This window comes from Streptomyces sp. Je 1-332, assembly GCF_040730185.1.
Lineage (GTDB): Bacteria > Actinomycetota > Actinomycetes > Streptomycetales > Streptomycetaceae > Streptomyces.
The window spans coordinates 6,950,506-6,974,111 of sequence record NZ_CP160402.1 but is presented as its reverse complement, the minus strand read 5'-3'; the positions used below and the strand labels follow the sequence as shown (position 1 = coordinate 6,974,111).

20 protein-coding genes and 2 pseudogenes are annotated in these 23,606 nt (G+C 70.9%); 12 read left to right on the top strand and 10 right to left on the bottom strand.

Features of this window, described 5'->3' with window-relative positions:
- Nucleotides 1-112 precede the first annotated feature (112 nt).
- From ABXJ52_RS31385 to ABXJ52_RS31370, 4 genes and pseudogenes are all read right to left on the bottom strand, one after another.
- Nucleotides 113-2,761: pseudogene (locus tag ABXJ52_RS31385) on the bottom strand (AAA family ATPase).
- 129 nt (nt 2,762-2,890) lie between these two features.
- Nucleotides 2,891-4,048 (bottom strand): acetyl-CoA C-acetyltransferase, encoded by a 1,158-nt coding sequence (locus ABXJ52_RS31380; RefSeq protein WP_367046613.1) that lies wholly within the window; start codon nt 4,046-4,048, stop codon nt 2,891-2,893.
- A gap of 57 nt (nt 4,049-4,105) precedes the next feature.
- A complete protein-coding gene (locus tag ABXJ52_RS31375; protein WP_367049411.1) occupies nt 4,106-4,693 on the bottom strand; it encodes a TetR/AcrR family transcriptional regulator in 588 nt (195 codons plus the stop codon).
- A gap of 102 nt (nt 4,694-4,795) precedes the next feature.
- Nucleotides 4,796-5,578 (bottom strand): SDR family oxidoreductase, encoded by a 783-nt coding sequence (locus ABXJ52_RS31370; RefSeq protein WP_367046611.1) that lies wholly within the window; start codon nt 5,576-5,578, stop codon nt 4,796-4,798.
- 131 nt (nt 5,579-5,709) lie between these two features.
- Between ABXJ52_RS31370 and ABXJ52_RS31365 the strand changes: the two genes are divergently transcribed.
- From ABXJ52_RS31365 to ABXJ52_RS31355, 3 genes and pseudogenes are all read left to right on the top strand, one after another.
- Nucleotides 5,710-6,894, top strand: a complete 1,185-nt coding sequence (locus tag ABXJ52_RS31365; RefSeq protein ID WP_367046609.1) for an acyl-CoA dehydrogenase family protein — start codon at nt 5,710-5,712, stop codon at nt 6,892-6,894.
- Nucleotides 6,894-7,889, top strand: coding sequence for an acyl-CoA dehydrogenase family protein (locus tag ABXJ52_RS31360; protein ID WP_367046607.1), 996 nt, complete (start codon nt 6,894-6,896; stop codon nt 7,887-7,889). The genes ABXJ52_RS31365 and ABXJ52_RS31360 overlap by 1 nt, the downstream gene beginning before the upstream one ends.
- Nucleotides 7,890-7,906: 17 nt before the next feature.
- A pseudogene (locus ABXJ52_RS31355) lies at nt 7,907-8,038 on the top strand (VOC family protein); the annotation flags it as partial.
- A gap of 21 nt (nt 8,039-8,059) precedes the next feature.
- Here ABXJ52_RS31355 and ABXJ52_RS31350 read toward each other — a convergent pair.
- Nucleotides 8,060-9,037: a hypothetical protein gene (locus tag ABXJ52_RS31350; protein ID WP_367046606.1), complete on the bottom strand. Its 978-nt coding sequence runs from the start codon at nt 9,035-9,037 to the stop codon at nt 8,060-8,062.
- A 133-nt stretch (nt 9,038-9,170) separates the two neighbouring features.
- On the opposite strand from ABXJ52_RS31350, the gene ABXJ52_RS31345 reads away from it, so the two are divergent.
- Both ABXJ52_RS31345 and ABXJ52_RS31340 read left to right on the top strand, forming a co-directional pair.
- Nucleotides 9,171-10,379, top strand: coding sequence for an anhydro-N-acetylmuramic acid kinase (locus tag ABXJ52_RS31345; RefSeq protein WP_367046604.1), 1,209 nt, complete (start codon nt 9,171-9,173; stop codon nt 10,377-10,379).
- A 142-nt stretch (nt 10,380-10,521) separates the two neighbouring features.
- Nucleotides 10,522-11,535, top strand: coding sequence for a DUF2510 domain-containing protein (locus ABXJ52_RS31340; RefSeq protein ID WP_367046603.1), 1,014 nt, complete (start codon nt 10,522-10,524; stop codon nt 11,533-11,535).
- Between the two features lie 159 nt (nt 11,536-11,694).
- Here ABXJ52_RS31340 and ABXJ52_RS31335 read toward each other — a convergent pair whose 3' ends face one another.
- Nucleotides 11,695-12,330, bottom strand: a complete 636-nt coding sequence (locus ABXJ52_RS31335) for a TetR/AcrR family transcriptional regulator C-terminal ligand-binding domain-containing protein (protein ID WP_367046602.1) — start codon at nt 12,328-12,330, stop codon at nt 11,695-11,697.
- A gap of 173 nt (nt 12,331-12,503) precedes the next feature.
- On the opposite strand from ABXJ52_RS31335, the gene ABXJ52_RS31330 reads away from it, so the two are divergent.
- Both ABXJ52_RS31330 and ABXJ52_RS31325 read left to right on the top strand, forming a co-directional pair.
- Entirely contained in the window at nt 12,504-13,316 is an 813-nt protein-coding gene (locus tag ABXJ52_RS31330; RefSeq protein WP_367046601.1) for a phosphatase PAP2 family protein, read from the top strand.
- Nucleotides 13,313-14,206: a DMT family transporter gene (locus tag ABXJ52_RS31325; protein WP_367046599.1), complete on the top strand. Its 894-nt coding sequence runs from the start codon at nt 13,313-13,315 to the stop codon at nt 14,204-14,206. The genes ABXJ52_RS31330 and ABXJ52_RS31325 overlap by 4 nt, the downstream gene beginning before the upstream one ends.
- Before the next feature lie 85 nt (nt 14,207-14,291).
- Here ABXJ52_RS31325 and ABXJ52_RS31320 read toward each other — a convergent pair whose 3' ends face one another.
- Nucleotides 14,292-15,275, bottom strand: coding sequence for a phospholipid scramblase-related protein (locus tag ABXJ52_RS31320; protein ID WP_367046597.1), 984 nt, complete (start codon nt 15,273-15,275; stop codon nt 14,292-14,294).
- Nucleotides 15,276-15,530: 255 nt separating this feature from the next.
- Here ABXJ52_RS31320 and ABXJ52_RS31315 point away from each other — a divergent pair, with 255 nt between their 5' ends.
- The 3 genes from ABXJ52_RS31315 (at nt 15,531) to ABXJ52_RS31305 (ending at nt 18,395) form a co-directional block, all read left to right on the top strand.
- Nucleotides 15,531-16,574: a polyprenyl synthetase family protein gene (locus tag ABXJ52_RS31315; RefSeq protein ID WP_367046596.1), complete on the top strand. Its 1,044-nt coding sequence runs from the start codon at nt 15,531-15,533 to the stop codon at nt 16,572-16,574.
- A 247-nt stretch (nt 16,575-16,821) separates the two neighbouring features.
- Complete coding sequence (locus tag ABXJ52_RS31310; protein WP_367046594.1) at nt 16,822-17,637, top strand: ABC transporter ATP-binding protein; 816 nt, start codon at nt 16,822-16,824, stop codon at nt 17,635-17,637.
- On the top strand, nt 17,634-18,395 hold the full coding sequence (locus ABXJ52_RS31305) for an ABC transporter permease (RefSeq protein WP_367046592.1): 762 nt from the start codon (nt 17,634-17,636) through the stop codon (nt 18,393-18,395). The genes ABXJ52_RS31310 and ABXJ52_RS31305 overlap by 4 nt, the downstream gene beginning before the upstream one ends.
- Before the next feature lie 70 nt (nt 18,396-18,465).
- Here the strand turns inward: ABXJ52_RS31305 and ABXJ52_RS31300 are convergent, their stop codons facing one another.
- Nucleotides 18,466-18,717 carry a hypothetical protein gene (locus ABXJ52_RS31300; protein ID WP_367046590.1) on the bottom strand — a complete coding sequence of 84 codons (252 nt, stop codon included), beginning with the start codon at nt 18,715-18,717 and terminating at the stop codon, nt 18,466-18,468.
- Nucleotides 18,718-18,896: 179 nt separating this feature from the next.
- On the opposite strand from ABXJ52_RS31300, the gene ABXJ52_RS31295 reads away from it, so the two are divergent.
- Complete coding sequence (locus tag ABXJ52_RS31295) at nt 18,897-19,379, top strand: CAP domain-containing protein (protein WP_367049408.1); 483 nt, start codon at nt 18,897-18,899, stop codon at nt 19,377-19,379.
- Nucleotide 19,380: 1 nt separating this feature from the next.
- On the opposite strand, the gene ABXJ52_RS31290 is transcribed toward ABXJ52_RS31295, so the two are convergent.
- The gene (locus tag ABXJ52_RS31290) at nt 19,381-20,454 is read right to left on the bottom strand and encodes a hypothetical protein (protein WP_367046588.1); all 1,074 of its coding nucleotides are present in this window, start codon (nt 20,452-20,454) and stop codon (nt 19,381-19,383) included.
- 219 nt (nt 20,455-20,673) lie between these two features.
- Between ABXJ52_RS31290 and ABXJ52_RS31285 the strand changes: the two genes are divergently transcribed.
- Nucleotides 20,674-20,901, top strand: a complete 228-nt coding sequence (locus ABXJ52_RS31285) for a hypothetical protein (protein ID WP_367046586.1) — start codon at nt 20,674-20,676, stop codon at nt 20,899-20,901.
- A gap of 161 nt (nt 20,902-21,062) precedes the next feature.
- Here ABXJ52_RS31285 and ABXJ52_RS31280 read toward each other — a convergent pair whose 3' ends face one another.
- A complete protein-coding gene (locus tag ABXJ52_RS31280; RefSeq protein ID WP_367046584.1) occupies nt 21,063-23,120 on the bottom strand; it encodes a phosphocholine-specific phospholipase C in 2,058 nt (685 codons plus the stop codon).
- Nucleotides 23,121-23,606 lie beyond the last annotated feature (486 nt).

The following is a 23,606-nucleotide window of genomic DNA, read 5'->3' as shown; positions in this document are numbered from 1 at the left end:
TGTCGCCCCCGGCTGAGGGAGCCCGCGTGCCCGGCGAACGAGCAATGCGGCCCGCAGCAGAGCCCCCGGGGCTGCGCGGGCGTGCCCCGGTTCCACTACCGGTGAGGCCCACTCAAACCCCCGCCACCTCCATAGAAGCCCGTGCCCGAGCGGCCAAGCCGTCGGCTCCGCAGGATTTTGCCAGGGAGAGGCCCCGGGCCAGTTCGGATTCGGAGCCTGCCGCGATTCCGTACTCGACCCGTGCGACCGCATGTTCGTAGGCGCACGGGGACGCCTCCAGGCAGGCGGCTGCTCGGGCGTACAGTTCGATCGCCCGTTGACCGGTCTCCAGGTAAGCCGCGCATCGCAGCGCCTCGCCGATCGCGGTGTCCGTGCCGAAGAGCTCCGCCTGGACCCGTGCGTCCGCGACCAGGTCCGCGGCCCGGCGGGGGTCCTCCTCGGCGAGCACGCGGGCGAGGTCGTACGCCCAGGGGTTGACGACCGTGTTGTAGCGGCCTCGCTCGTTCGCCGCTTTCGACGCCACCTCCAACTCGCTTATGCATTCGGGCCGTTGGCCCGTGGCGATCAGCAGGCGGGCCCGCACCGAGTGGATGTCGGGCAGGAGGATCGTGGACGGATAGGGCGGCGCGATGCCGTAGCGGTCGGCGACCTCCTGGGCTTCGTCGGCCCTGCCCCGGGCGAGCAGCGTGTCGATGAGCTTGCACGCGGCGTCCCAGTGCATCGGCAGACCACTGCCCACACGGTCGGTGAGACGAAGGCTCTCCCGCAGCGAGGCCTCCGCCTCGACGAGACGTCCGCGCCTGCGGTACACCAGACCCAACCAGGCCTTGGCGACCGCCAGATGGCCGCCGCTCCAACCGGCGGCCTCGTAGGCACGGACACCCTCGGCGAAGACGCTCTCGGCGCGGTCGAGGCGGTCGGTGAAGATGTACGCACCGCCCAGCATCGTCAGGAGCTCGAAGCCCCACTCCGTGTCGGTCCAGCCGAGCCCCGGGGCTAGGCGGCCGTTGACGAGGGCGCGGTCGCAGAGGTCGACGATCTCCTCCGCGTTCTCCCCGCGGGTCATGGCGTCGAAGGCGCGCAGGATCAGCAGGGCGCGCTCGGAGTTGTCGCGTCCCGGCAGCGGTCCCGCCAGCGCGGCCAGGCGGCGCGAACGGCCCGTCGCGTCCTCCTCGCGCGAATAGATGCCCTCCCACATGTAGTGGACGCCCTGCAGACGCATCCGGTCGGGGCCGGGGTCGAGCCGCTCGGCCTCGGCGTCCACGACGCGCAGGGCCTCTTCCAACTGGTCGTTGTGCACCAGGGCCTGGGAGAGACGGCACACCGCGTCCACGTGCAGCTTGCGGTCGAGACCCGGCGTGTTGAGCGCCTCGCGCAGGTGACCGATGGTCGTGACGGGCGAGGTGAGGAGCGTGGCACAGCCCAGTTCGTAGAGCACACGCGCGTGGGTCTCGGGCAACGGCGGTTCCCGCAAAGCCCGTTCGAGACAGCGGCGGGCCGCGTCCGGCGCGCCGACCGCGAGATGCTCGGCCGCCGCTTCGCGCAACTGCTTGACCAGTTCGGGGTCGTCGTCCGGATGAACCTCGAGGAGGTGCCGGGAGGCGGCCGCCGCGCCACGCCCCGACAGGGTGACGGCCCAGGCTGCCTGGCCGTGGAACGCGGTGCGGGTGGCGGGCGGGATCGAGCGGTAGACGGTGCTCGCGATCAGCGGATGGACGAACTCCAGGGCGTCGTCTGCGCCGAGCAGGATGCGCGCGGTGCGCAGCCGCTCCGCGCACCGCTCGGCCGTGTCGCGGGTCATCCCGGCGAGCGATGCGGCGAGGTCGAGCGGGATGGCGGTGCCCAGGATCGCGGCCGCCCACGCGAACCGGTTGACGTCCGTGCCGAGGCCCTCGAGCCGGGCGACGAGTCCGCGGCCGCGCGCCGAACGGTTCAGGGCGCGCAGTTCGGCGGCGGAGCTCTCCACCGGTTCGAGTTCGCTGTCCTGCACCTTGGCGAGCAGTTCCACGGATTCGTACGGATTGCCGCCGGTGACCGCCCACACCTCGCGGCAGAACGGGGCGTCCGCGTGCTCGCCGAGGGTCGCCCGGGTGAGACCGGCGGCCGCGTCCGGGGTGAGCGCGCGCAGCGGGGGCGAGGGACGGGCCGCGGCGCCGACCGCCGCGAGGTGGCGGGCGCTGTCACCGGTGGCGTCGTCGGGCCGGTGGGCGACCACGACGAGGACGGGCAGTTCATCGAGGCGCTGGGCGAAGGCGGCCAGCCAGTGCAGGGTCTCCTGGTCGGCCCAGTGCGCGTCGTCGATGAGCAGGACCAGCGGCCAGTGCAGCCCCGCGAGGCGTGCCACCGCCTCGACCAGGCCGTCGCACACGCCTTACGGGTCGGCCTGGACACCGGTCGGCTCGGCTATGCCGAGTGCGGGGCCCGCGATCTCGTACCAGTCGCCGAGATACTCCCGCGCCAGTTCCGGGGCGAGTCCGACGAGCGCCGGCTGCAACAGCTGACGTACGACGTTGAAGGGGACGGACGTGACGGTCTCGCCGCCCCGTGCGGACCACACCGTGGCCCGCCCCTCCGCGATGCGGCGCACCTCGGCGAGCAGCGCCGTCTTGCCGATGCCCGCCTCGCCCTGGAAGACGAGCAGCCCGCCCGTGGTCGTCGCGTCGGAGCACAGTTCGTCAACGGCCCGTGCGGCCGCGGCGACTTCCACGTCGCGCTCCCACAGCGGGGCCCAGGTGCCACCTCCGGGCCGTCCCTGCGTCATCGCGCTACCTCCCGAGGTCGCTCAATCGACGTACAGACATCGAGACTAGCCGGGGAGTGGGCCTCGCGGTGCGGGGTCCGGGCAGCAACTCCCGCAAGGGGTGAAGCTCGGGTGCGCTGCTGGACGCCGTCAGAGGCGCTCGATGATGGTCACGTTCGCCTGGCCACCGCCTTCACACATGGTCTGGAGGACGAACCGGCCGCCTGTGCGCTCCAGTTCGTGCAGGAGCGTCGTCATCAGTTTGACACCGGTCGCGCCGAGAGGGTGGCCGAGGGCTATCGCACCGCCGTTGACGTTGACCTTCTCCGGGTCGGCGCCGGTCTCCTTCAGCCAGGCGATGACGACCGGCGCGAAGGCTTCGTTGATCTCGACGAGGTCGATGTCGCCGATGTTCATGCCGGTCTTCTTGAGGGCGTACGCGGTCGCGGGGATCGGCGCGGACAGCATCCGGATGGGGTCCTCACCGCGCACGGAGAGGTGGTGGATGCGGGCGCGCGGCGTCAACCCGTTTTCCCGCACGGCCTGTTCGCCGGCAATCAGCATGGCGGCGGCGCCGTCGGAGACCTGTGAGGAGCAGGCGGCGGTGATGGTGCCGTCGTCCAGGACGGGCTTGAGGCCTGCCATCTTCTCCAGGGTCGTGTCACGGCGTGGGCCCTCGTCGGTGGTCACGTCCCCATAGGCGGTGAGTTCGCGGTCGAAGCGGCCCTCGTCGATGGCCCGGACGGCTCGCTGGTGCGAGCGGAGGGCGAACTCCTCCATGTCGCGGCGGGTGATGCCCCACTTCTCCGCGATCAGCTGGGCGCCGTGGAACTGGTTGACGGGCCGCTCGCCGTATCGGGCGCGCCAGCCCTCGCTGCCCGCATACGGGCCTTCGGTGAGGCCGAGGGGTTCGGCGGCCTGCCGGGAGGCGAAGGCGATGGGGATCATCGACATGTTCTGTGTGCCGCCCGCGACGACGAGATCCTGTGTGCCGGACAGGACGCCCTGCGCCGCGAAGTGCACGGCCTGCTGCGAGGATCCGCACTGCCGGTCGATCGTCACGCCGGGTACCTCTTCGGGCAGACCTGCCGCCAGCCAGGAGGTGCGGGCGATGTCACCGGCCTGCGGCCCGACCGTGTCCAGACAGCCGAAGACGACGTCCTCGACGGCGGCGGGGTCGATTCCGGTGCGCTCGACGAGTGTCTTGAGGACATGGGCTCCCAGGTCGGCGGGGTGGACGGCCGAGAGACCGCCCTTGCGCCTGCCGACGGGGGTGCGGACCGCTTCGACGATGTAGGCCTCGGCCATGACTGCGTACTCCTCGTGCTCCTCGGTCGGTGCGGTCGCCGGGCGACGACGCGCGCTCTACGTGGTGCGTACGGCGATGCCGTCCAGGACCATCGAGAGGTACTGGCGGGCGATCTCCTCGGGGCTGTGGCCGCCGCCGGGGCGATACCAGGACGCGGCGACCCAGACGGTGTCGCGTACGAAGCGGTAGGCGAGCCGGATGTCCAGGTCGTCGCGGAAGACGCGCTCCGCGACTCCGCGCTCCAGTGTCGTCAGCCATGCCTTCTCGAAGCGCTGCTGCGAGTCGGTCAGGTACTGGAAGCGTGCCTGCGCGACCAGGTGCCTGGACTCCTTCTGGTAGATGGCGACGGCGGAGCGGTGCCGGTCGATCTCCCGGAAGGACTCGGTGACGAGTGCTTCGAGGGTCTCGCGGGGGCCGAGCCGCGACTGGAGCACGGTGTCGTACCCCTCCCACAGCTCGGTGAGGAAGGTCGAAAGGATCTCTTCGAGCATCGACTCCTTGGAGTCGAAGTGGTAGTAGAGGCTGCCGGCGAGCATGCCGGCGGCGTCCGCGATCTTACGGACCGTGGTCGCGTTGTACCCCTGCTCGGCGAAGACGTCGGCGGCGATGGCGAGGAGTTCACCGCGGCGCTCGGGCGAGCTCACGGGGGCCTTCTTCTTGGTGGTGCTGCTCTGCTGGTTCGTGGTGCTGCTCTGCTGGTTCGTGGTGCTGCTCTGCTTCTGATTCGACACACGGTCATTCTCCGCCTAGGCGTGCTGGTTGCTGACCGACACCGTCTCCCCCGTCATGTACGAGGAGTACTCACTGGCCAGGAAGACGATGACGTTGGCTATCTCCCACGGCTCGGCATGGCGCCCGAACGCCTCGCGCGCGGTGAGCTCTTCGAGCAGCTCCGGCGACGTGACCTTCGCGAGGTGCGGATGCATGGCGAGGCTGGGCGACACCGCGTTGATCCGTATGCCATGGGGCGCGGCCTCGACGGCTGCGCAGCGGGTGAGGGCCATGACGCCCGCCTTCGCCGCCGCGTAGTGCGCCTGTCCGGCCTGGGCGCGCCAGCCGAGCACCGAGGCGTTGTTCACGATCACGCCGCCCCGGTCGGCGGCCCGCATGCGGCGCAGGGCGGCCCTGGTGGAACGGAACGTGCCGTTCAGCGTCACGTCGATGACTCTGTCCCACTGCTCGTCGGTCATCTCGGTGAGCTCGGCGGTGCCGCCGAGTCCCGCGTTGTTCACGACGATGTCCAGGGCGCCGTGGCACTGCTCCGCCAGGTCGTACAGAGCCTGCACCTGCGCTTCGTCCGTCACGTCGCACGGCACCCCCGCGACCCGGTCGGCGCCGAACTCCCCGGCCAGCGCCTCCACCGCCTCCTTGGTGCGGCGCGGGTGGGCGTCACCGATGACGATCCGCGCGCCCTCCTCCAGGAAGCGGCGGGCGGTGGCGCCGCCGATGCCCGCTCCGGCCGCGGCGGTGATGACGGCGGTGCGGCCCGCGAGCAGACCGTGCCCCGGCACGTACGTGGGCGCGTCCATGCTCGGCCCCCTCCACTCTCGTGGCTCACGGCTCTCGACTCACTCTCGACGCCTGACCCGACCCAGAGTAATCTACCAAACACTTGTTAGGGAAGCCTGGCGAAGAATCCGGACGAAGAGGTGGGCCACTGATGGACCTCGACTTCACCGCCGAGGAAGAGGAGTTCAGGCAGCGGGCGCGCGACTGGCTCGCCGGGCACGTGCCCGCCGCGCCGCTGCCGTCCCTGGAGACTCGGGAGGGTTTCGCGGCGCACCGCGCCTGGGAGCGCGAGCTCGCGGCCGACCGCTGGTCGGTGGTCTCGTGGCCCGAGGAGTTCGGCGGGCAGGGCGTCGACATCGTCAGGTGGCTGATGTTCGAGGAGGAGTACTTCGCCGCGGGCGGCCCGGGGCGGGTCTCGCAGAACGGCATCAACCTCCTCGCGCCGACCCTCTTCGACTTCGGCACCGACGAGCAGCGCGCCCGCGTGCTGCCGCCGATGGCGCGCGGCGAGGTGATCTGGGCGCAGGCCTGGTCCGAGCCCGAGTCCGGCTCGGACCTCGCGTCTCTGCGCTCCACCGCACGCCGCACGGACGGCGGTTGGCTGATCAGCGGTCAGAAGACCTGGTCGTCGCGAGCCACGTTCGCCGACCGCGCGTTCGGCCTGTTCCGCAGCGATCCGCGCGGAAACGACGAAGGCAAGCCGCACCGGGGCCTGACCTACCTGATGTTCCCGCTCGACGCGGACGGCGTGAGCGTCCGCCCCATCGGGCGCCTCGACGGAAAGCCCGCGTTCGCCGAGCTCTTCCTCGACGACGTCTTCGTGCCGGACGTGGACGTGATCGGTGAGCCGGGCCAGGGCTGGCGGATCGCCATGTCGACGACGGGCAACGAACGCGGCCTGACACTGCGCTCCCCCGGCCGCTTCGTCGCCACGGCGGACCGCCTGGTGCGGCGGTGGCGCGCGCACGGCGACCCCACGGACACCGCGCTGCGCGACCGGGTCGCCGACGCCGTGGTCGGCGCCCGCGCCTATCAGCTGTTCACCTGGGCCAACGCCTCGCGCTTCGCGGCGGGCGAGACGATCGGCGCGGAATCGAGCCTGAACAAGGTCTTCTGGTCCGAGTACGACATCGCGCTGCACGAGACCGCACTTGATCTCTTGGGCCCTGAGGGCGAGTTGGCGGATCAGGGCGGCGAGGGCGGCGGCGACGACCGGGGCGAGTGGGCCGAGGGGTACGTCTTCTCGCTCGCCGGGCCGATCTACGCGGGCACGAACGAGATCCAGCGCGACATCATCGCCGAGCGGCTGCTCGGACTTCCGAAGGGACGCCGCTGATGAGGTTCCTCCTCGACGACGAGCAGCGCGAGTTCGCGCGCTCCCTCGACGCGATGCTGACGGCGGCGGCGGACACCCCGGCCGCCGCGAGGGCGTGGGCCGCCGGGGACCACATGCCGGGGCGTGCCGTGTGGGGGCGCCTCGCCGACGCGGGTGTCTTTGCTCTTGCCGTCCCGGAGGAGTACGAGGGGGTGGGGCTGCGGCCGGTCGACATGGCCGTCGCCCTGGTGGAGTTGGGGCGGCATGCGGTGCCGGGACCGGTGGTCGAGACGGTCGCGGCGGGTGCGCTGCTCGCACGCCTCGCCGAGCTGGGTGAGGCGGCCCCGGCCAAGCGGCTCCTTCCGCCGTTGGCCTCCGGGGAGGCCGTCACGACGCTCGCTCTCCCCGAAGGAGGGCCGTTCGCCCTGGACGCGGACGCGGCGACACTGCGGCTGACCGCCGCGGAGGGCGCATTGCGTCTGGCCGCCGGGCACGCGCGCGTGGAGCGGTCGTTGGACCCGGCCCGGCGCCTGGCTCGGCTACGGCCGGGCGGCGAGCTCCTCGCTTCGGGCCGAGCGGTGACGGAGGCGTCCCGGACGGCAGCCGACTGGGCCTCGCTCGCGACGGCCGCGCAGGCCTTGGGGGTGGGACTCGCGCTGCTCGACAAGACAGTCGCGTACGTGAAGCAGCGGACCCAGTTCGGCACGACGATCGGCGGCTTCCAGGCGGTCAAGCACCGCCTCGCGGACGTCCTCATCAGCCTTGAGTTCGCCCGGCCCCTGCTGTTCGGGGCAGCGTTGACCCTGCGGACGGCGGATGTGGCGGCGGCGAAGGTTGCGGCAAGCGAAGCAGCGTACGGCGCCGCGCGGGCAGCCCTGCAACTGCACGGGGCCATCGGTTACACCGCTGAGTACGACCTGTCGCTGTGGCTGACCAAGGCGCGGGCGCTGCGCGGAGCTTGGGGCAGCCCAGGCGAGTGCAGGCGGCTTGTGCTGTCCGGAGTTCGCGACAGTTGATCGGCAGCCACGCGTGCATACTCTCCAGCGAGGCCCCGGGTGACCAACATCGAGCCCGTGGGCGGCACCTGGCCGGAGCCGACGTGGGCCAGGGCGACGCCCCCTGGACGGTCCTCGCCGACCCGGAGGGCAACGACTTCTGCGTCCTCTCCCTGCGCTGACCCGGGCCATCACCACCCGCACTCCCAACCCCCCTCACCCACCTGCTCCTCGGCGATTTCGCGCCACTCCCGGACGCCGCCCGGGAGCGGCCAGGCCCAGGTGGGGCGGGGCGCGGTGCGCAGTTCGGCGAGGCGGCGGGCGAGGGCGGGCCCCGCGAACTCGGCGCCGTCGGGGACCTTCGCGCCCTGCGTGGCGCGCAGTTCGCCGAACCGCGCCAGCTCGGCCTCGTACGCCGCCACGGCCCGCTCCGTGCCGGAGTCCACCTCGTCCTGAGGCGCGGTCCGTCGCAGTTCCAGGACGGCCGGTTCCACGGATTCGGCGGTCGCCGCGGCCAGCCGGGCGTGACCGTCCAGGACGAGATGGCAGTCGAGCCCGCTCACCCACCAGAGCAGTACGGGCGGCAGAGTGCCGTCCCTGGCCTGCTTGCGGTACGCCTTGACCCGCGGGTCGCCGGTATCCGGCATGGCCCGCATCGGCAAGATCTCCCACGAGCCGCTGTGGACGAACCAGTCGATGTAACCGGCGGGATCACCACCGACGACCAGCGAGCCCCAGTACTCCCCGTCGGCGACGCCGGCGCGCCTCCACCGGAGCAGCCGCGGGTCCGCGGACAGCACCCAACGTCCGTCGTGCAAAGGGCTGTCGGGGCTTGTGGTGAGCCCGGTCGCGAAGTGGTGGGACCAGCGTTGCGGGGAGCCCTCGTAGGCGCGGGCCAGGTGCGCGCGCGGGGGTGGGACGAAGGGGCGGTAGCGGCCCGTCCGGTAGAAGTCGACTCCGTGCCGGTCAGGGGCCACCCGGGCAAGTAACAGCGGACTCCCGGTGGTCCCTTGTGTCAGGAGCAGGCGGTTTTCGGCGGTCCATGGGCGCAGGCCCGGCCGTGGCCGTGCAGCCACCTCCAGGAGCAGGCCGTTCCAGGTTCCGTCGGTTCGAGTGAGGTTCGTGCGTCGTGTGCCCCGGCGCTGACCGGGCGATCCCGTATCGGACATGGACGAGTCGCGCCTCCCTCGGCGTCTATGGCCTGAACTGGATCGTACGTGCGAGTGCGCGCGCCCCTTCGTCGCTGCGATGATCAAACGCACTGGTGGGAGGCATCGGTGAGGAGAGCGAAAGGGGCAGCACGTGCGCGTGATCGGGCTGATGTCGGGGACTTCGTACGACGCCATCGACGCCGCGGCGGCCGACCTGACGATCGACGGTGACCGCCTGCTGCTCTCCCCGCTGGGCCTGATCACCCGCGGGTACGACGCGGAGCTGCGGTCCGCGCTCGGTGCCGCGTTGCCGCCCTCCGCCACGACGCTGGCGGAGGTCTGCCGCCTCGACACCCTGGTCGGCCGGGCCTTCGCCACGGCAGCGGCCGAGGCGGACCGTGAACTGTGCGACGGACGCGCCGAGTTGGTGGCATCGCACGGGCAGACGGTCTACCACTGGGTGGAGGACGGCCAGGTGCACGGCGCCCTGCAGATCGGGCAGCCCGCGTGGATCGCCGAGGCGACGGGGCTTCCGGTGGTCGCCGACTTCCGCCCCCGCGACATCGCCGCGGGCGGCCAGGGCGCGCCCCTGGTCAGCATCGTCGACCGGATGTGGCTGCGCGGCAGGCCCGGTGCCCCCGCCGCGCTGAACCTCGGCGGCATCGCGAACATCACCGCTGCGGACGGCACCGCCTTCGACACGGGCCCGGCGAACGCGCTCATCGACGCGGCCGTGTACGAACTGACGCGGCAGCGGCTCACGTACGACGTGGACGGGGAGATGGCCGCACGCGGCACGGTCGACGAGGGACTGCTCGCGGTCCTGCTCGCCGACCCGTACTACGCGCGCCCGGCCCCGAAGACCACCGGCAAGGAGCTCTTCCATCTGCCCTATCTACGGGCGGCGCTCACCGGGTACGAGGCCCTCGCCCCGGAGGACATCGTCGCCACCCTCACCCGCCTCACCGCCCGCACGGTCGCCGACGCCGTCAGGTCGGTGCACGCCTCCGAGGTCATCGCCTCCGGTGGCGGCACCCGCAACCCGACGCTGATGGCCTTCCTGCGGGACGAGTTGAGGGCCGAGTTGAGGGCCGACGCATCGGCGGGCGCATCGGGAAGCGAGGTGCCGGTGCGCACCTCCGACGAACTCGGGCTGCCGTCGGCGGCGAAGGAGGCGTACGCCTTCGCGGTCCTCGGCTTCCTGACGGCACACGGGCTGCCGGGGACGGTGCCGGAGAGCACGGGGGCCCGACACGCGAGCGTGCTGGGGTCGATCACCCCGGGAAGGGCCGGGGTGCGGGTGCCCGCTACTGAGGGAGGCGGACCGGTGCGGTTGGTGGTGGACGGACACGGGAGGTGAACTCACCCCTCTGCCGGGCGGATTCCGCCTCCCGTTCGGCCGGGCATCCGCCCCGTCGACCCTGCACCGCTCCCGAGCCATGACCTCCGTACAGCCCCCCCCTCTCATCCCACTTTCACCGAATGCTCATACCCTGGCGCCCATGACCCAGGTAACCCCTCCCGGCTGGTACCCCGACCCCGGCCAGACGACTGACGGCCCCCGTACCGAACGCTGGTGGGACGGGAACGTATGGACGGACCAGGTCCGCGCGGTGGGCTCCGCCGGTGGGTGGGGTGCTCCCGGACCTGCGACTCCGCCGGCCTATCCGCCCTCCGCCCCGCCGGGTGCCCCGGGCGCCTATCCGGCGGCCTACCCGTCCTACCCGGGACAGCCAACCGGCCCGAGGCGCGGTCTTCGCACAGGCATAGCCGTGGGCGTTGCCCTCGTCGTGCTGGCCGGGATAGGCGGCGGCGTGTACTTCCTGACCGCCGACGACGGCAACGGGGACAGCGACGACACCGCCAAGCCCCCTTCGTCCTCCGCCCCTTCGAAGCCCGGCGCGCCCCAGGGCCCGCAGGACCCCGAGCAGTCCCAGCCCCCCGGCGGCGGCCCCTCCGCCGCGCCGCCGAGCGAGGAGGGGTACGCCACCGACCCCCTCAGCGGCATCAGCCTGCCGGTGCCGGACGGCTGGAGCGGCGCCACCGGCCAGCAGGGCGGCGCCTCGGTGACCACGGGCCCCTACCCCTGCCCCAGGGAGCCCGCCAAGACCTGTACCCGCGGCGGCGCGTACGCCGGGCTGGCCGAAGGCTTCGAGATCGACGCGAAGACGGCGGAGGCGGCCGCCAAGGCCGACATCTCCGTCAACGCCAAGGAGTCCTACGGCGGCAAGACCTACGGCAAGATCACCTCACACAAGGAGCTGGAGTCCAAGGCGGTCACCGTGGCCGGCCAGAAGGGCTACCTCGTGCGCTGGAAGGCCGTCACCGAGAAGAGCGCCGACGGGTACGTCCAGTCGCTGGCCTTTCCCTCCCCCACCCTGAAGTCCCAGCTCGTCATCGTCCGCTTCGGCATCGACGTCGACGACAAGTCCCCGAAGCTGTCCGTCATGGACGAGATCACCAAGGGGATCAAGGCCGCTTCGGGCGGCGGAGGCGGCAACGGCAAGGAAGTCTGACGGCGCGTCGGCCGGCTCCGGCCGAGCACGTCGGAGCCGGGCGGGCGGAACCACGGGGGTTCCGCCCGCCCGGCCAGGAGCGGCCACGCCACCCCCGTCCCCACGGTGCGGCGCGGCAGGCAGATCGGGGCCCGTCATCCACCGGGCCCCGGTCCACGATCAGGTGGGCCGGGTCAGGCCCAGCGCGGGCAGCACGCACGCCTCCACGAAGTCGGCCAGATACGCCTCGTCCGCCTGCTTGCCCTCCAGGACGGGCCGGGCCCTGACCACGCCCATGAGCTGAGCCGTGATGAACCGCGTGGCCGGATGGTCCGCGGCGATCTCACCCCGGGCCACCCCGCGCTTGACCAGTTCGTCGAGCGCCCTCGTCTCCGGCTCGACCAGCGCCTCGCGCAGCGCGCTGCGCAGATCCTCGTCCTGCAGGACCGCGTGGCTCAGCGCCTGGACCAGCATGCTGTCCCGGGTCGACCACTCCCCCGCGGCCCGCGCCGCCTCGCGCAGGTCACCGGCGAGCGTGCCGGTGTCGATGCCCGCGAACCGCACACAGCGGTTGGCGCGCAGCGCGGCGGCCACGAACTGGGGCTTCGTCTTCCACTGGCGGTAGAGCGTGGACTTGCTGCACCGGGTGGTCGACGCGACGCCCTCCATGGTCACGGCGTCGTACCCGCACTCGCGGAGCTGGTCGAGGACCGCGTCGTAGAACTCCTGCTCACGCTCCGGCGTGATCTTGGAACGGCGCGACGAGCCCACAGGGTCCGCCGTGCTTGCGTCTACTGCCCGGTCCGGCGACGTCATGACTCTTCTCCTCGGTGCGGTGGCCTGTGCCGACCCTATCGGTACGCCAGTGTACCGGTACGAGTCCGTATCGGTACACTGGCGTATCGATGAGTGGGACGTTCCCCGGCTGCGCGAGGCGCTTGTCCACTCAGTACCCGCACCACCCAGTCGTCACGTAAAGGGGCCGGGGGATGGATTCCCGAACCGAGCCTGCCGAAAGGGAACCGGACATAGCCGTCCGGGAGCCGGACACATCTGCACGACCACCCCTCGTCCGCGAGCTCCTCCTCGTCGTAGGACTCTTCCTCGTCTACAAATTCGGCAGGCAGCTGGCCAACGGCCACACCGGGGAGGCCTTCCGCAACGCCCACCACGTGTGGGACGCCGAACGCACGCTGCGCCTGCCGGGCGAGGGCACGATCCAGGACGCGCTGCTCAGCAGCGACACCCTGGTGCACATCGCGAACACCTACTACGCGACCGTGCACTTCCCGGCCACCGCGCTGTTCCTGATCTGGCTCTACCTGCGCCGTCCCCGGCACTACGTATGGAGCCGCCGGGTGCTCGCCGCGCTGACCGCGGCGGCCCTCGTGCTCCACCTGACCTTCCCCCTGGCGCCGCCCCGGCTGCTGGAGGCGACGGGGCTCGTGGACACCGGGCAGGTGTACGGGCCGACCGTCTACGGCTCCACCCCGCAGACCGACTCGATGGCCAACCAGTTCGCCGCGATGCCCTCCCTGCACTTCGGCTGGGCGCTGATGCTCGCCGTCGGACTCGTCGTCGCGACCTCGTCACGGTGGCGGTGGCTGTGGCTGCTGCATCCGCTGATCACTCTGCTCGTGGTCGTCGGCACCGCCAACCACTACTGGCTCGACGCCCTCGTGGTGACCACGCTGCTCGGCATCGCCCTCGCCGTGATCAAGCTGCCGGACCCCGCGCGCTCACTCGTCGTACGGCGGCACGCGCCCGCCCGTGAACTGGCCGCCCCGGGGGTCCGGCGATGAACGCCACACTCCTCGCCGTCGCGCTCTCGCTCGTCTCCGCCGCCGCGTACGCCTGTGCCGCCGTGGCCCAGGAACGTCTCGCCGCCCGCATCACGGGGACCGGCAACGGCTTCCTGCGGCTGCTCGGCAGCGGCCCCTGGTGGTCCTCCGTCGGACTCAACGCCTCAGCGGCGCTGCTCCACGTGGCGGCGCTGAAGTACGGTCCGCTCACCCTGGTCCAGCCGCTCGGCGCGCTCACCCTGGTCGCCGCGGTGCCGCTGGGCGCACGGCTCGCGGGCCGGCGGGTGACCCCGCTGGAGTGGCGCGGCACGGGGCTCACGCTCATCGGGCTCGGCGCCCTGCTCCTCACCGCTTCCGGGCCCGCGCCCGACGACACGCTGACCCTCACGGAGGCGCTGGGCGTCGCGGGCGCGACGATGGCCGTGATCGGTGTCCTGTCCCGTCCGGGTACGCGGCCGGGGCTGCGTCACGCGACCGCTTCCGGCTTCGCCTCGGGCGTCGCGTCCGCGCTCACCCAGACCGTGACGGTCGCCGCGACGGACCGCTCGGGCCCGCTGCTCAACCCGCAGGTGATCGTCGTGGCGCTGCTCGTCGCCGCGTTCGCCGCGGGCGGCCTGCTCCTGTCCCAGACCGCTTACCGCGGGGGCCTCGGAGCGCCGCTCGCCGTCGTCACCCTGGCCAACCCGGTGGCCGCGGCCGCCATCGGTCTGACCCTGCTCGGCGAGCGGCTGCAGGGAGGCGTGGCCGGCCTCTTCCTGGCCGCCGGGGGCGCGGCGATCGCGGCGTACGGGGTGGTGGTCCTGACCCGTTCACCGCGGGACGAGGACTTCCTCCCGTCCATCCCGAGCCAGGCGGAAGCCGGCCACACCACACCTGCCGTAGCCCCGTGAGGGCGCGAGGCTCTGACATGTGAATGGCCTCGGCGCCCTGGATCCAGGGCGCCGAGGCCATTTCCCGTTTCCGCGAGGAACAACCTCACCCGAAGCCGCGTGAGTCCTGCTTCAGTGCCGTGTCGACCGTCAGGGCCGTCGCCACGACGAGGCTCAGGAGGGGCTCGGGCAGCTGGTAGTGGATCTGCAGGACGTAGTTGTCCGCCGTCGTGAACATCGTCTTGGCGAGGCCCTCCCAGGTCTTCGTGATCCGGGCGACCTCGTTGTCCGCGTGGTCGACGATCGAGAAGTTCCAGGCGCGCCAGTTCTCGGCCTTGATCGCACCGGCCTGCTGACCGTTGACCATGATCGCGAAGTTGATCTTCCCGATCATGTTCTGCTGGACGATCTCACCGATCGGCTGGCCGTCGGGGCGCTCGACGATGACCCGCGACTTCATGAACTTGCGGGGGCGGGTCAGCTGGAGCACCGGCTGGCCGTACGCGTCACGGATCTCCAGCTTGTGCGTCATGAACTGGTCGACGCTGGAGACGAAGCGCGCGACCTTCTTCAGCGTGGTCTGACCGACCTGGACGACCGAGCCGAGCGTGTTGCCCGCCTGGTCCATGACGCTGTACTCGTTCGTCAGCTCGATGAGCTTGGCCTTCTGGTTCACGACCAGGACCGGCTCGGTGAAGAGCGAGCCGCCGCCCTGCGCCGTCGGCGTGACACCCGCCTGCTGCTGGACCTGACGCTGCACCTTGGCCGGGTCCGCCTGCGGCGCCGCCTGCTGGGGGTGACCGTACGCGGCCTGCTGCTGCGGCTGGCCGAACTGCCCTTGCTGCTGGCCGTGTTGAGCCTGCTGCTGACCGTAGGCGGCCTGCGCCTGCTGGGCCTGCTGCGGCTGAGCCGCCTGGGCCTGCTGCGGGACCGACTGAGCCTGCTGCTGGGCCTGCGCGGGCTGACCGGCGGCCTGCTGGGCCGGGTTGGTGTGCTGGGTCCACTGGGAACCGTCCCACCAGCGCAGCAGCTGGGGCGCGCCCTGGGGGTCCGGATACCAACCTGCAGGAGTGTTCGAATGCGTTGTCACCCGGGCACACTACCCCGCGGGCAGGGGCGGTCCGCCAGCCCTGCGCGGCCCCTGTGACGTCGGACTCACCGGCGGGGAGAAGCGTGTTGCGATCGTCGGCTGAGTGCACCGTATGAAGGCTGGTCCGCCCCAGTGATCATTTCGGCGGGCGGAGCGCCGCGGCTGCTTCGCGACCGAGGCCGCCGATTGACTGAGCGCACGTGGCGCGTCCGCAGGTGGCGGCGCCATCTCCCGTACGCCTTTGAGGAGTAGTGCATGTCGCAGCTCACCGACCCCGCCCCCGGCGCCGTGTTCCCACGTCTCGGGTGGGTCGACGACCTGCTTCGTCCGGCCCTCACGGCGGCGGTGGCCGCCCTCCCCGAAGCCGAGAGGAGAGTGGCCGGCTACCACCGCGGGTGGTGCGACGCCGAGGGGACGCCCCTGCCGACGGTGACGAGCCGGGGCAAGTCGGTCCGCCCCGCGCTGACGCTGCTCTCCGCGGTGGCGGTCGGCGGTGACGCACCGTCCGCGCTGCCGGGCGCGGTGGCCGTGGAGCTGGTGCACGACTTCACCCTGCTCCACGACGACGTCATCGACGGCGACGCCCTGCGCCGTCACCGGCGGGCCGCGTGGTCGGTGTTCGGCACTCCCTCGGCGGTCCTCACCGGTGACGCCCTCCTTGTCGCCGCGATGCGGGCCGTCACCGAGACACCCGCCCCTGTCGCCGCCGGGGCGGTGCAGGAACTCGTACGGGCCCTGCTCGAACTGGTCGAGGGACAGAGCCTGGACGTCGCTTTCGAGGAGGCTGCCGAGGTTTCCGTGGCGCAGTACCTGGCCATGGCCGAGGGCAAGACCGGATCGCTGATGGGCTGCGCCTGCGCACTGGGCGGCGTCCTCGCGGGCGCCGACGCCGAAAGGGTGCGCGGGCTGCGGGAGTTCGGCCGCGGCCTGGGCGTCGCCTTCCAGTGCGCCGACGACCTGCTCGGCATCTGGGGCCGCACCGCGCGGAGCGGAAAGCCGGTGGGGGCGGACCTGGCGGCGCGCAAGAAGTCGCTCCCGGTGGCGGCGGCCCTCGCCGGAACCGACTCGGCCGCCGACCAGTTGCGGGCCCTGTACGGCTCGCCGCACCCGCTCGGGGAGCAGGACATCGCCCTGATGCGTGAGCTGGTGGAGAAGGCCGGTGGGCGGCAGGCGGCCGAGCAGGAGGCACACCGCCAGATGGCCGCCGCGCTGCGGGCGTTGTCGTGCGCCCGGCCGACGGCGGACGCCTACCGACAGCTGCAGGAGATCGCCTGGGCGATGATCCGCAGGGACTCCTGACCGGCCTCCGTCCGCCGAAAGTGACTCCTGACCGGCGGCGTCCGCGGAAGAGGAGCAGCGCGCGGGCGTGACTTTGGCCCGGGTGGGCCGTTGTCCGTGCGGTGGCCGTTTTGTGGCATCTGCCCCGCTGTGGCGTGGATGCGCGAAACGGAACGTGGTGAAGAAACGCGGGGAAGTTGTGCAACTGACCGAGCCAAGTCCAGACCTCCCGGGCGATCTTCCGGCCGTCTCCGCCTACGGGCTGCACGTGGCCCGTGGCAGCCAGACGATTCTGTCGAACGTCACCTTCACCGTCCCCCGCGGCTGCGTCGTCGGCCTGCTGGGCCCCAGCGGCTGCGGGAAGACGACACTGCTGCGTTCCGTTGTGGGTGTGCAGCAGGCAACGGCGGGCCACGTCCAGGTACTTGGCCACGCGGCCGGCGCCCAACAGCTGAAGACCCGCGTCGGCTATGTCACTCAGGCCCCCTCGGTGTACGCGGACCTGACCGTCCTGGAGAACCTGCGGTACTTCGCCGCCGCCCTGGGAATGCGGGGCTGGCGCCGCGAGGACGCGGTGGTCCGCGTGGTCAAGGAGGTCGACCTCGCCGACTACGCCGACAAGCTCGTCACCCGCCTCTCGGGAGGGCAGTACTCCCGGGTCTCGCTCGCCGTGGCGCTCCTGAACAAGCCCGACCTGCTGGTGATGGACGAACCGACCGTCGGACTCGACCCCATGGTGCGCCGGGAGTTGTGGCTGGTCTTCCAGCGGCTGGCCACGGAGGGCACCACCCTCCTGATCTCCAGCCATGCCATGGACGAGGCCGACCGCTGCGACCGGCTGCTGCTGATGCGGGCCGGCCGGCTGCTCGCCAGCGCGGACCGGGCCACGCTCCTCGGGCACACCAGATGCGCGGATGTGGAAGAGGCCTTCATGCATCTGGTGGAGGCTTCCGCCGCGGCCGAGGCGCACGCGCGGCAACGAGCCGCCGCACAGAGCCTGTTGACCGACGTTCCCGGACTGCTCGACCAGGCGTCGGCACCCGAGGCGGAGCGGGCCTACTTCGCCACGGACGTCCGCTCGTGAACCACACCCGTCTGGCCGACCGGCTGCCCTTCTCGCCCACCATCACCGGCGCGACAGCCCTGCGCGTCCTGCAGCAGATCTCGCGCGACAAGGGCAGCACGGCCCTGCTGCTCGGCATCCCCTGCATGCTGATGGTGCTGCTGAAGCTGATGTTCCACGACTCGGAGTCCACCTTCGAGCGGGTGGGACCCCAGGTGTTCGGCATCTTCCCGGTCATCGTGATGTACCTGGTGGCATCCGTGTCCACGCTGCGCGAACGCACCACCGGCACCGCCGAGCGTCTGCTCACGATGCCGGTACGGCGGCTGGACATCGTGCTCGGCTACAGCCTCGCCTTCACCTTCCTGGCCCTGGCCCAGGCGGTACTCTCCACCCTCCTGTCCGTCGGCCCGCTGGGCCTCGACATCAAGGGCCCCGCCTACCTGTTGATGGTCATCGCCATGCTCGGCGCCCTGCTCGGTCTGGCTCTGGGGCTCCTGGTGAGCGCCTTCGCCCGCAACGAGTTCCAGGCGGTGCAGTTCCTGCCGGCGGGTGTGCTGCCGCAGTTTTTGGTGTGCGGCCTCTTCGTGCCGCGCGACCAGATGCAGGGGGCGTTGTCGGGCGCGGCCCAGGTGATGCCCATGACGTACGCCGTCCAGGCCGCGGGCGAGGCCGCCAAACACTCCGGCGTGACCGGGCTGTTCGTCCGGGACGCCCTGCTGATCCTGGCCTGCGTGATCCTCGTGCTCGTCGCGAGCGCCGCCACCCTGAAGCGATGAGACCGGCCGGGCACAGACGAACGGCCTCCTCCCGGCAATCCGGGAGGAGGCCGCCGTGGCCGGGATGTGTCTAGTCGTTGAGGTCCCACCGGAAACCGCCCGAGACGGAGCCCTCGCGCGGGACGTCGAACGGCCCGACGCGCAGCGGGTCTTCGTCGCGGTCGTAGTCGTGGTCGTGGTCGGGCACGGGGTAGCCGCCCGGACCCGGGTAGGTCACGGCCTGGGACGGCAGGGACGAGGCGGCGGCCGTGGCCGCGCCGCCCGCCGTCAGGGCGAGAGCGGCGAGCGACACGACAGCGAGACGACGAAGACGGGGCGTCATGAGAGTCCTCCTACGGAAAGAAAGGGAAATGCGGGGAGAGTGAACGATTTCAGCCTAGTAGTTCCGCGACTGACGCCGGGCCAGACGATGCCGACTTTCTCAAAGCTCACCGGAAAAGGGAAAGCGGGAAGGGAAAAGGGAAAAATGATGACCGGAAAGGCGGGATGGTGCGCCGCGTGATGTATTTCCTCGCGTTGCTGTTGCTGCTGCTGCTCTGCGCGCCGTCGGCACGGGCCGAATCCCGCGATCCCGGACCGCCGCCCCACCCCGTCGCCGAGGGCGACCCGCAGGACGAGATGGCCCACGAGATCAACCGGCACCGTGCCGAGGCGGGATGCCCGGCGATCCGGCTGCAGCACTCACTCAACCGGGCCGCGCAAGGGCACAGCGCCGACATGGCCCACCATGAACGGCTCACCCACAGGGGGCACGACGGGAGCCGCCCGGCCGACCGGATGCGCGCCGCCGGCTACCGGCCCGCCTCCAGTGGCGAGGTCCTCGTCGTCGGACCCTCCACCGCTGCTGCCGCCGTGCAGAGATGGATGGAAAGCCCACCGCACCGGGACATCATCCTCGCCTGCCAGTACGCGGACGCGGGCGTCGGTGTGGCGGCGGGCGAGGACGGCCTCTGGTGGGCGGTGGATCTGGCCGCGCCCCGATGAGTCAGCCGAGGTCCCGGTCCCACCACCAGGCGACGCAGGGCGCGTTCTCCACCGGACCCGGCCGGAGGTCGGACGGCTCGTCGGCCCACGTGATGGTCACGTCCTCCGCCGCCGTCGGCCAGTGGCCGAGGCTGAGATACCGGGGGACGCGCAACCCCCACTCGTTGTTGCCGCGCACCCCGTAGCGCAGACCCTGCAGATACGTGGCGAGATCCGCGCCTGCGGCCGGCCTGACGCGGTCGTGCAGTTGGAGGAATCGCCGCAGGATACGGTCGCGCAGCGCGTTGGCCTGGTGGACCGCTTCCTGCAGCGGTACGTCCCGCTCGGCGATGAGCACGGTGTAGATGTTCTGGTCGGCCTGGCTGTGGCTCATCTCCTTGTTCAGCGAGTGCCGGTCGTTGTCGAGGGAGGCCACCATGGCCGCCATCTCGGTCAACGCGCGCACCGCCGGGTGGTGGAGCTCCCGGTCGGGCACCTCGGCCCCGGTGGCCAGTTCCAGCAGCGCCATCGTGGGGAATCCGCCCGCCGCCAGCAGCCGCATCGCGAGAAATTCGTCAAGACCCGGCATGCGGCCCGCCGCCTGGTTGCCGATCTGCCAGGCCACCCCCGACAGCCAGGCCCGGTGCGCCTGCACGAACCGGTGCACCTGCGTGGGCGGGGCGAAGGAGCGGAAGCGGCGCATGATGTCCTGCAAGGCGCCGATGAACCGGTCGTCGGCCGCAGCCGAGTCGGTCTCGCACGCCCGTTGCACCAACCCCGCGAGGGCGTTGAACTGAGCGGGACGTCCGCTCAGCGGTCCGCTGTCGCACCGCGCGTCGTCGAACGCGAATCCCCAGTACACCCAGAGAACAGCCGCCAGCAACCGGTCGTCGTCCGCCACGGGAGCGAAACGGGCGAAGAAATCGGCGCTGTGCGTCGCCACCGTCCCCGCCTTCTCTCTTTCCGACGCGCACATGCCGCTGCTTTCGATCCATTCCACGGCCTGCTTTTCGATGTCCCGGACATGGGGGTGAACGGCGCTTTCCAACGGGCAGTAGAGCGGCGGCAGTTCCACTTCGGTCAGTCGCAATTCCATGGCGGCACACACCTTCCGGCGCAAGGATGAGGAATGAGGGATGAGTCACGATCATCCGCGACCTCGTGCGGCGACACGGCGCAACGTGCCCGAGGGCCGAGCGCGTCCACCGAAGGAATGGCGACAGGTACGCCGTTGACCTCACGCCCTGTGGCTGCCCCTTAGATCACACTTTCGGCAGGCCTGTGACCAGGGGCAACGCCCGTCGTTGAGGCAAGCATGCGATCTCGTACCTTTCAGCGTTCCGTTGTCCTCCTCGTAGCCGTGGCCGCCCTCTCGAGCGGCACGTCCGCCGTCGCCGACGGCCACAAGCCGCACGGCAAGCCCAGCGGCAAGTCGGCCTCGATCGACCCCCTCAAGCCGCTCGCACAAGGAGCTTCGGCGTTCGCCAGCATGGCCGCGCCCTTCGTCAACGCGGCCAGCGACGTGATGTTCCCGAGGTCATAGGAACAGACGTGATGTTCCCGAGGTCATAGGAACAATCGGGGAAGAGCCGCCCAAGGCGCGAAGGGGCCGCCGCCGGAGCTGTGATCCGGCGGCGGCCCCTTCAGGTCTTCAACCAGGGCTCTTCAAGCAGGGCTCTCAAGCAGGGTTCTTCAGGCAGGGCCTCAGGCGGAGACGATCGCCGGGTCGCTGACGCCCGCCTGGCCGTTCTCCACGTGGCCGGCGAAGCGGCGCAGGTAGGTGGTGTCCGCGTCGGACTTCACCGTGACGTCGTACCAGCGCTTGCTCGCCCGCAGGTCGACGGTGTGCTCGACGGTGCTGGCCGCCTTCACCTTGAACGTCTGCGCCGCGCCGCCGTAGGCGTTGGAGACGCTGAGGTTCACGTCGGCGCTTCCCGCGTTCTTCAGGGTCAGCTTGAGGTTGCCGGTGGCCTTGTCGTGGCGGGCCGACACCTCCGGACCCGCGGACTTGCCGGGCCCCTTGAAGACGCGCAGGAAACCGTTCGGCCCGAACACCGACAGGTCGTACGCCCCCTTCGAGTACGCCGTGTTCCAGGTGTCGGCGATCGTCTTGCCGGCTTCCGTGGTGTACGTCCAGGGCCCGTCCGTACGGTTGTTGGAGCGGACGTGGAAGCAGACGCCGGCCGCGTCGCCGCCGCTGAAGGTGAGCGTGAACTTGCCGTCGGCGGGGACCGCCGCTCCGTCCACCAGCGGCGCGTACGGCAGCGGGCGCGCGGGCCGGGAGCCCGACTCCTGCTTGGGCAGGTTCCCCTGCGCGGGGGCCTTGGGCACGTAGTCGGGGTGGCGCTCCTTGTCCGGCGGCTCGTAGGCGTCCGTGTCCGGCAGCTGCGCCGGGTCGGTGTCCTTGCCCGCGAAGTCGAAGGCGGAGGTGAGGTCGCCGCAGATGGCGCGCCGCCACGGCGAGATGTTCGGCTCACGGACTCCGAAGCGCTTCTCCATGAACCGGATGATCGACGTGTGGTCGAAGACCTCGGAGTTCACGAAGCCGCCGGTGCTCCACGGGGAGACGACGAGCATCGGGACGCGCTGGCCGAGGCCGTAGTGTCCGGCGGCGTACTGCGCGTTGCCCGGGAAGTAGTCGAGCGCGGTGTCGACGGTGGACTTGCCCTGATCGGCGTCCCTGGGGACGTACGGCGGGACGACGTGGTCGAAGTAACCGTCGTTCTCGTCGTAGGTGATGAACAGCGCCGTCTTCGCCCACACGGCGGGGTTGGAGGTGAGCGCGTCCAGGACCTGCGCGATGTACCAGGCGCCGAAGTTCACCGGCCAGTTGGGGTGCTCGCAGAACGCCTCGGGCGCGGCGATGTAGGAGACCTGCGGCAGCTTGTCGGCCTTGACGTCGGCCTTCAGGCGATCGAAGTAGCCGTCGCCCGCCTTCACGTTCGTGCCGGTGCGCGCCTTGTCGTAGAGGGGGTCGCCGGGCTTGGCGTTGCGGTATTTGTTGAAGTAGAGCAGCGAGTTGTCGCCGTAGTTGCCACGGTAGGCGTCGTCTATCCAGCCCCAGTGGCCCGCCGCGTCGAGGCCGTCGCCGATGTCCTGGTAGACCTTCCAGGAGACCCCGGCCTGCTCCAGGCGCTCGGCGTACGTCGTCCAGTCGTAGCCCGCCTCCTGGTTGCCGAGGATGGGGCCGCCGCCCTTGCCGTCGTTCCCGACGTGGCCCGTCAGCATGTAGTAGCGGTTGGGGTCGGTGGCCCCGATGAACGAACAGTGGTAGTCGTCGCAGACGGTGAACGCGTCGGCGAGTGCGTAGTGGAACGGAATGTCGTCGCGCGTCAGGTACGCCATCGTCCGCTCGGACTTGGCGGCGATCCAGTTGTCGTACTTGCCGTTGCTGAAGGCGCTGTGGCCACCCGCCCAGTCGTGGTCGAGGCCCGCGATGAACTGCATGCCGAGGTCCTCGGCGTCGGGGTGGAAGGGCAGCACCTCTTTGCCGCCGCCCGACTGGTTCCACACGGGTTTACCGCTGGGCAGGGTCACGGGGCGCGGGTCGCCGAAGCCGCGTACGCCCTTCATCGTGCCGAAGTAGTGGTCGAAGGAACGGTTCTCCTGCATCAGGACGATGACGTGCTCGACGTCCTCGATGGAACCGGAGCGGCGCTGGGCGGGCAGAGCGGCTGCGCGGGCGATGCTCTGCGAGAGCGTCGCGTAGGCCGCGGTGCCTCCGGCGAGTTGCATGAACCGGCGCCGATTGAGTTCTGGCATGAGTTGATTCGACCTCGTGGTGTGGGGTGTGGGGGGACGTGAGCGGGTGAAGTGTTTCAAGGGGAGCAAGGATCAGGGAAGAGCCCGTGACCTGTATGTGAAGAGAAGTCCAACCCTTGGTGGGCAGGACACAAGGCCTGACCTTTTGGGGACCTAAGTCCCATATTTGACATAGGTGAAATGGCGTGCCTGACTTGGCCCATGTACCGCTGGATGGTGCGTTCTTCCGTGTTCCGCGATCGCAAGGAGGTGTTCGGGATGAGTCCCGAAGGAAGTCCTTGCGTCGGCGCCACGTCTCTCTGAAGCGCGGCCGAGCCCCGCTCCCCCGGCTGAGGTGTCATATCGCCCAGCCCCTTCTCCGCCACGCGGCCATGCACGCGCAGTAACGCCTGCGCGGTAGTTCGCCATACCCGCGGGCGGTCACCCATGTCACCCATCACACCTATGTCCCTGTGCACGGGCGTGCTTCGCCATGCCCCCGCACGG

Excerpts from the sequence above, each read along its gene's own strand:
- ABXJ52_RS31380 (WP_367046613.1), bottom strand. The coding sequence starts at position 4,048 with ATGGCCGAGGCCTACATCGTCGAAGCGGTCCGCACCCCCGTCGGCAGG.
- ABXJ52_RS31370 (WP_367046611.1), bottom strand. The coding sequence starts at position 5,578 with ATGGACGCGCCCACGTACGTGCCGGGGCACGGTCTGCTCGCGGGCCGC.
- ABXJ52_RS31365 (WP_367046609.1), top strand. The coding sequence starts at position 5,710 with ATGGACCTCGACTTCACCGCCGAGGAAGAGGAGTTCAGGCAGCGGGCG.
- ABXJ52_RS31360 (WP_367046607.1), top strand. The coding sequence starts at position 6,894 with ATGAGGTTCCTCCTCGACGACGAGCAGCGCGAGTTCGCGCGCTCCCTC.
- ABXJ52_RS31350 (WP_367046606.1), bottom strand. The coding sequence starts at position 9,037 with ATGTCCGATACGGGATCGCCCGGTCAGCGCCGGGGCACACGACGCACG.
- ABXJ52_RS31340 (WP_367046603.1), top strand. The coding sequence starts at position 10,522 with ATGACCCAGGTAACCCCTCCCGGCTGGTACCCCGACCCCGGCCAGACG.
- ABXJ52_RS31335 (WP_367046602.1), bottom strand. The coding sequence starts at position 12,330 with ATGACGTCGCCGGACCGGGCAGTAGACGCAAGCACGGCGGACCCTGTG.
- ABXJ52_RS31330 (WP_367046601.1), top strand. The coding sequence starts at position 12,504 with ATGGATTCCCGAACCGAGCCTGCCGAAAGGGAACCGGACATAGCCGTC.
- ABXJ52_RS31325 (WP_367046599.1), top strand. The coding sequence starts at position 13,313 with ATGAACGCCACACTCCTCGCCGTCGCGCTCTCGCTCGTCTCCGCCGCC.
- ABXJ52_RS31315 (WP_367046596.1), top strand. The coding sequence starts at position 15,531 with ATGTCGCAGCTCACCGACCCCGCCCCCGGCGCCGTGTTCCCACGTCTC.
- ABXJ52_RS31300 (WP_367046590.1), bottom strand. The coding sequence starts at position 18,717 with ATGACGCCCCGTCTTCGTCGTCTCGCTGTCGTGTCGCTCGCCGCTCTC.
- ABXJ52_RS31295 (WP_367049408.1), top strand. The coding sequence starts at position 18,897 with ATGTATTTCCTCGCGTTGCTGTTGCTGCTGCTGCTCTGCGCGCCGTCG.
- ABXJ52_RS31290 (WP_367046588.1), bottom strand. The coding sequence starts at position 20,454 with ATGGAATTGCGACTGACCGAAGTGGAACTGCCGCCGCTCTACTGCCCG.
- ABXJ52_RS31285 (WP_367046586.1), top strand. The coding sequence starts at position 20,674 with ATGCGATCTCGTACCTTTCAGCGTTCCGTTGTCCTCCTCGTAGCCGTG.
- ABXJ52_RS31280 (WP_367046584.1), bottom strand. The coding sequence starts at position 23,120 with ATGCCAGAACTCAATCGGCGCCGGTTCATGCAACTCGCCGGAGGCACC.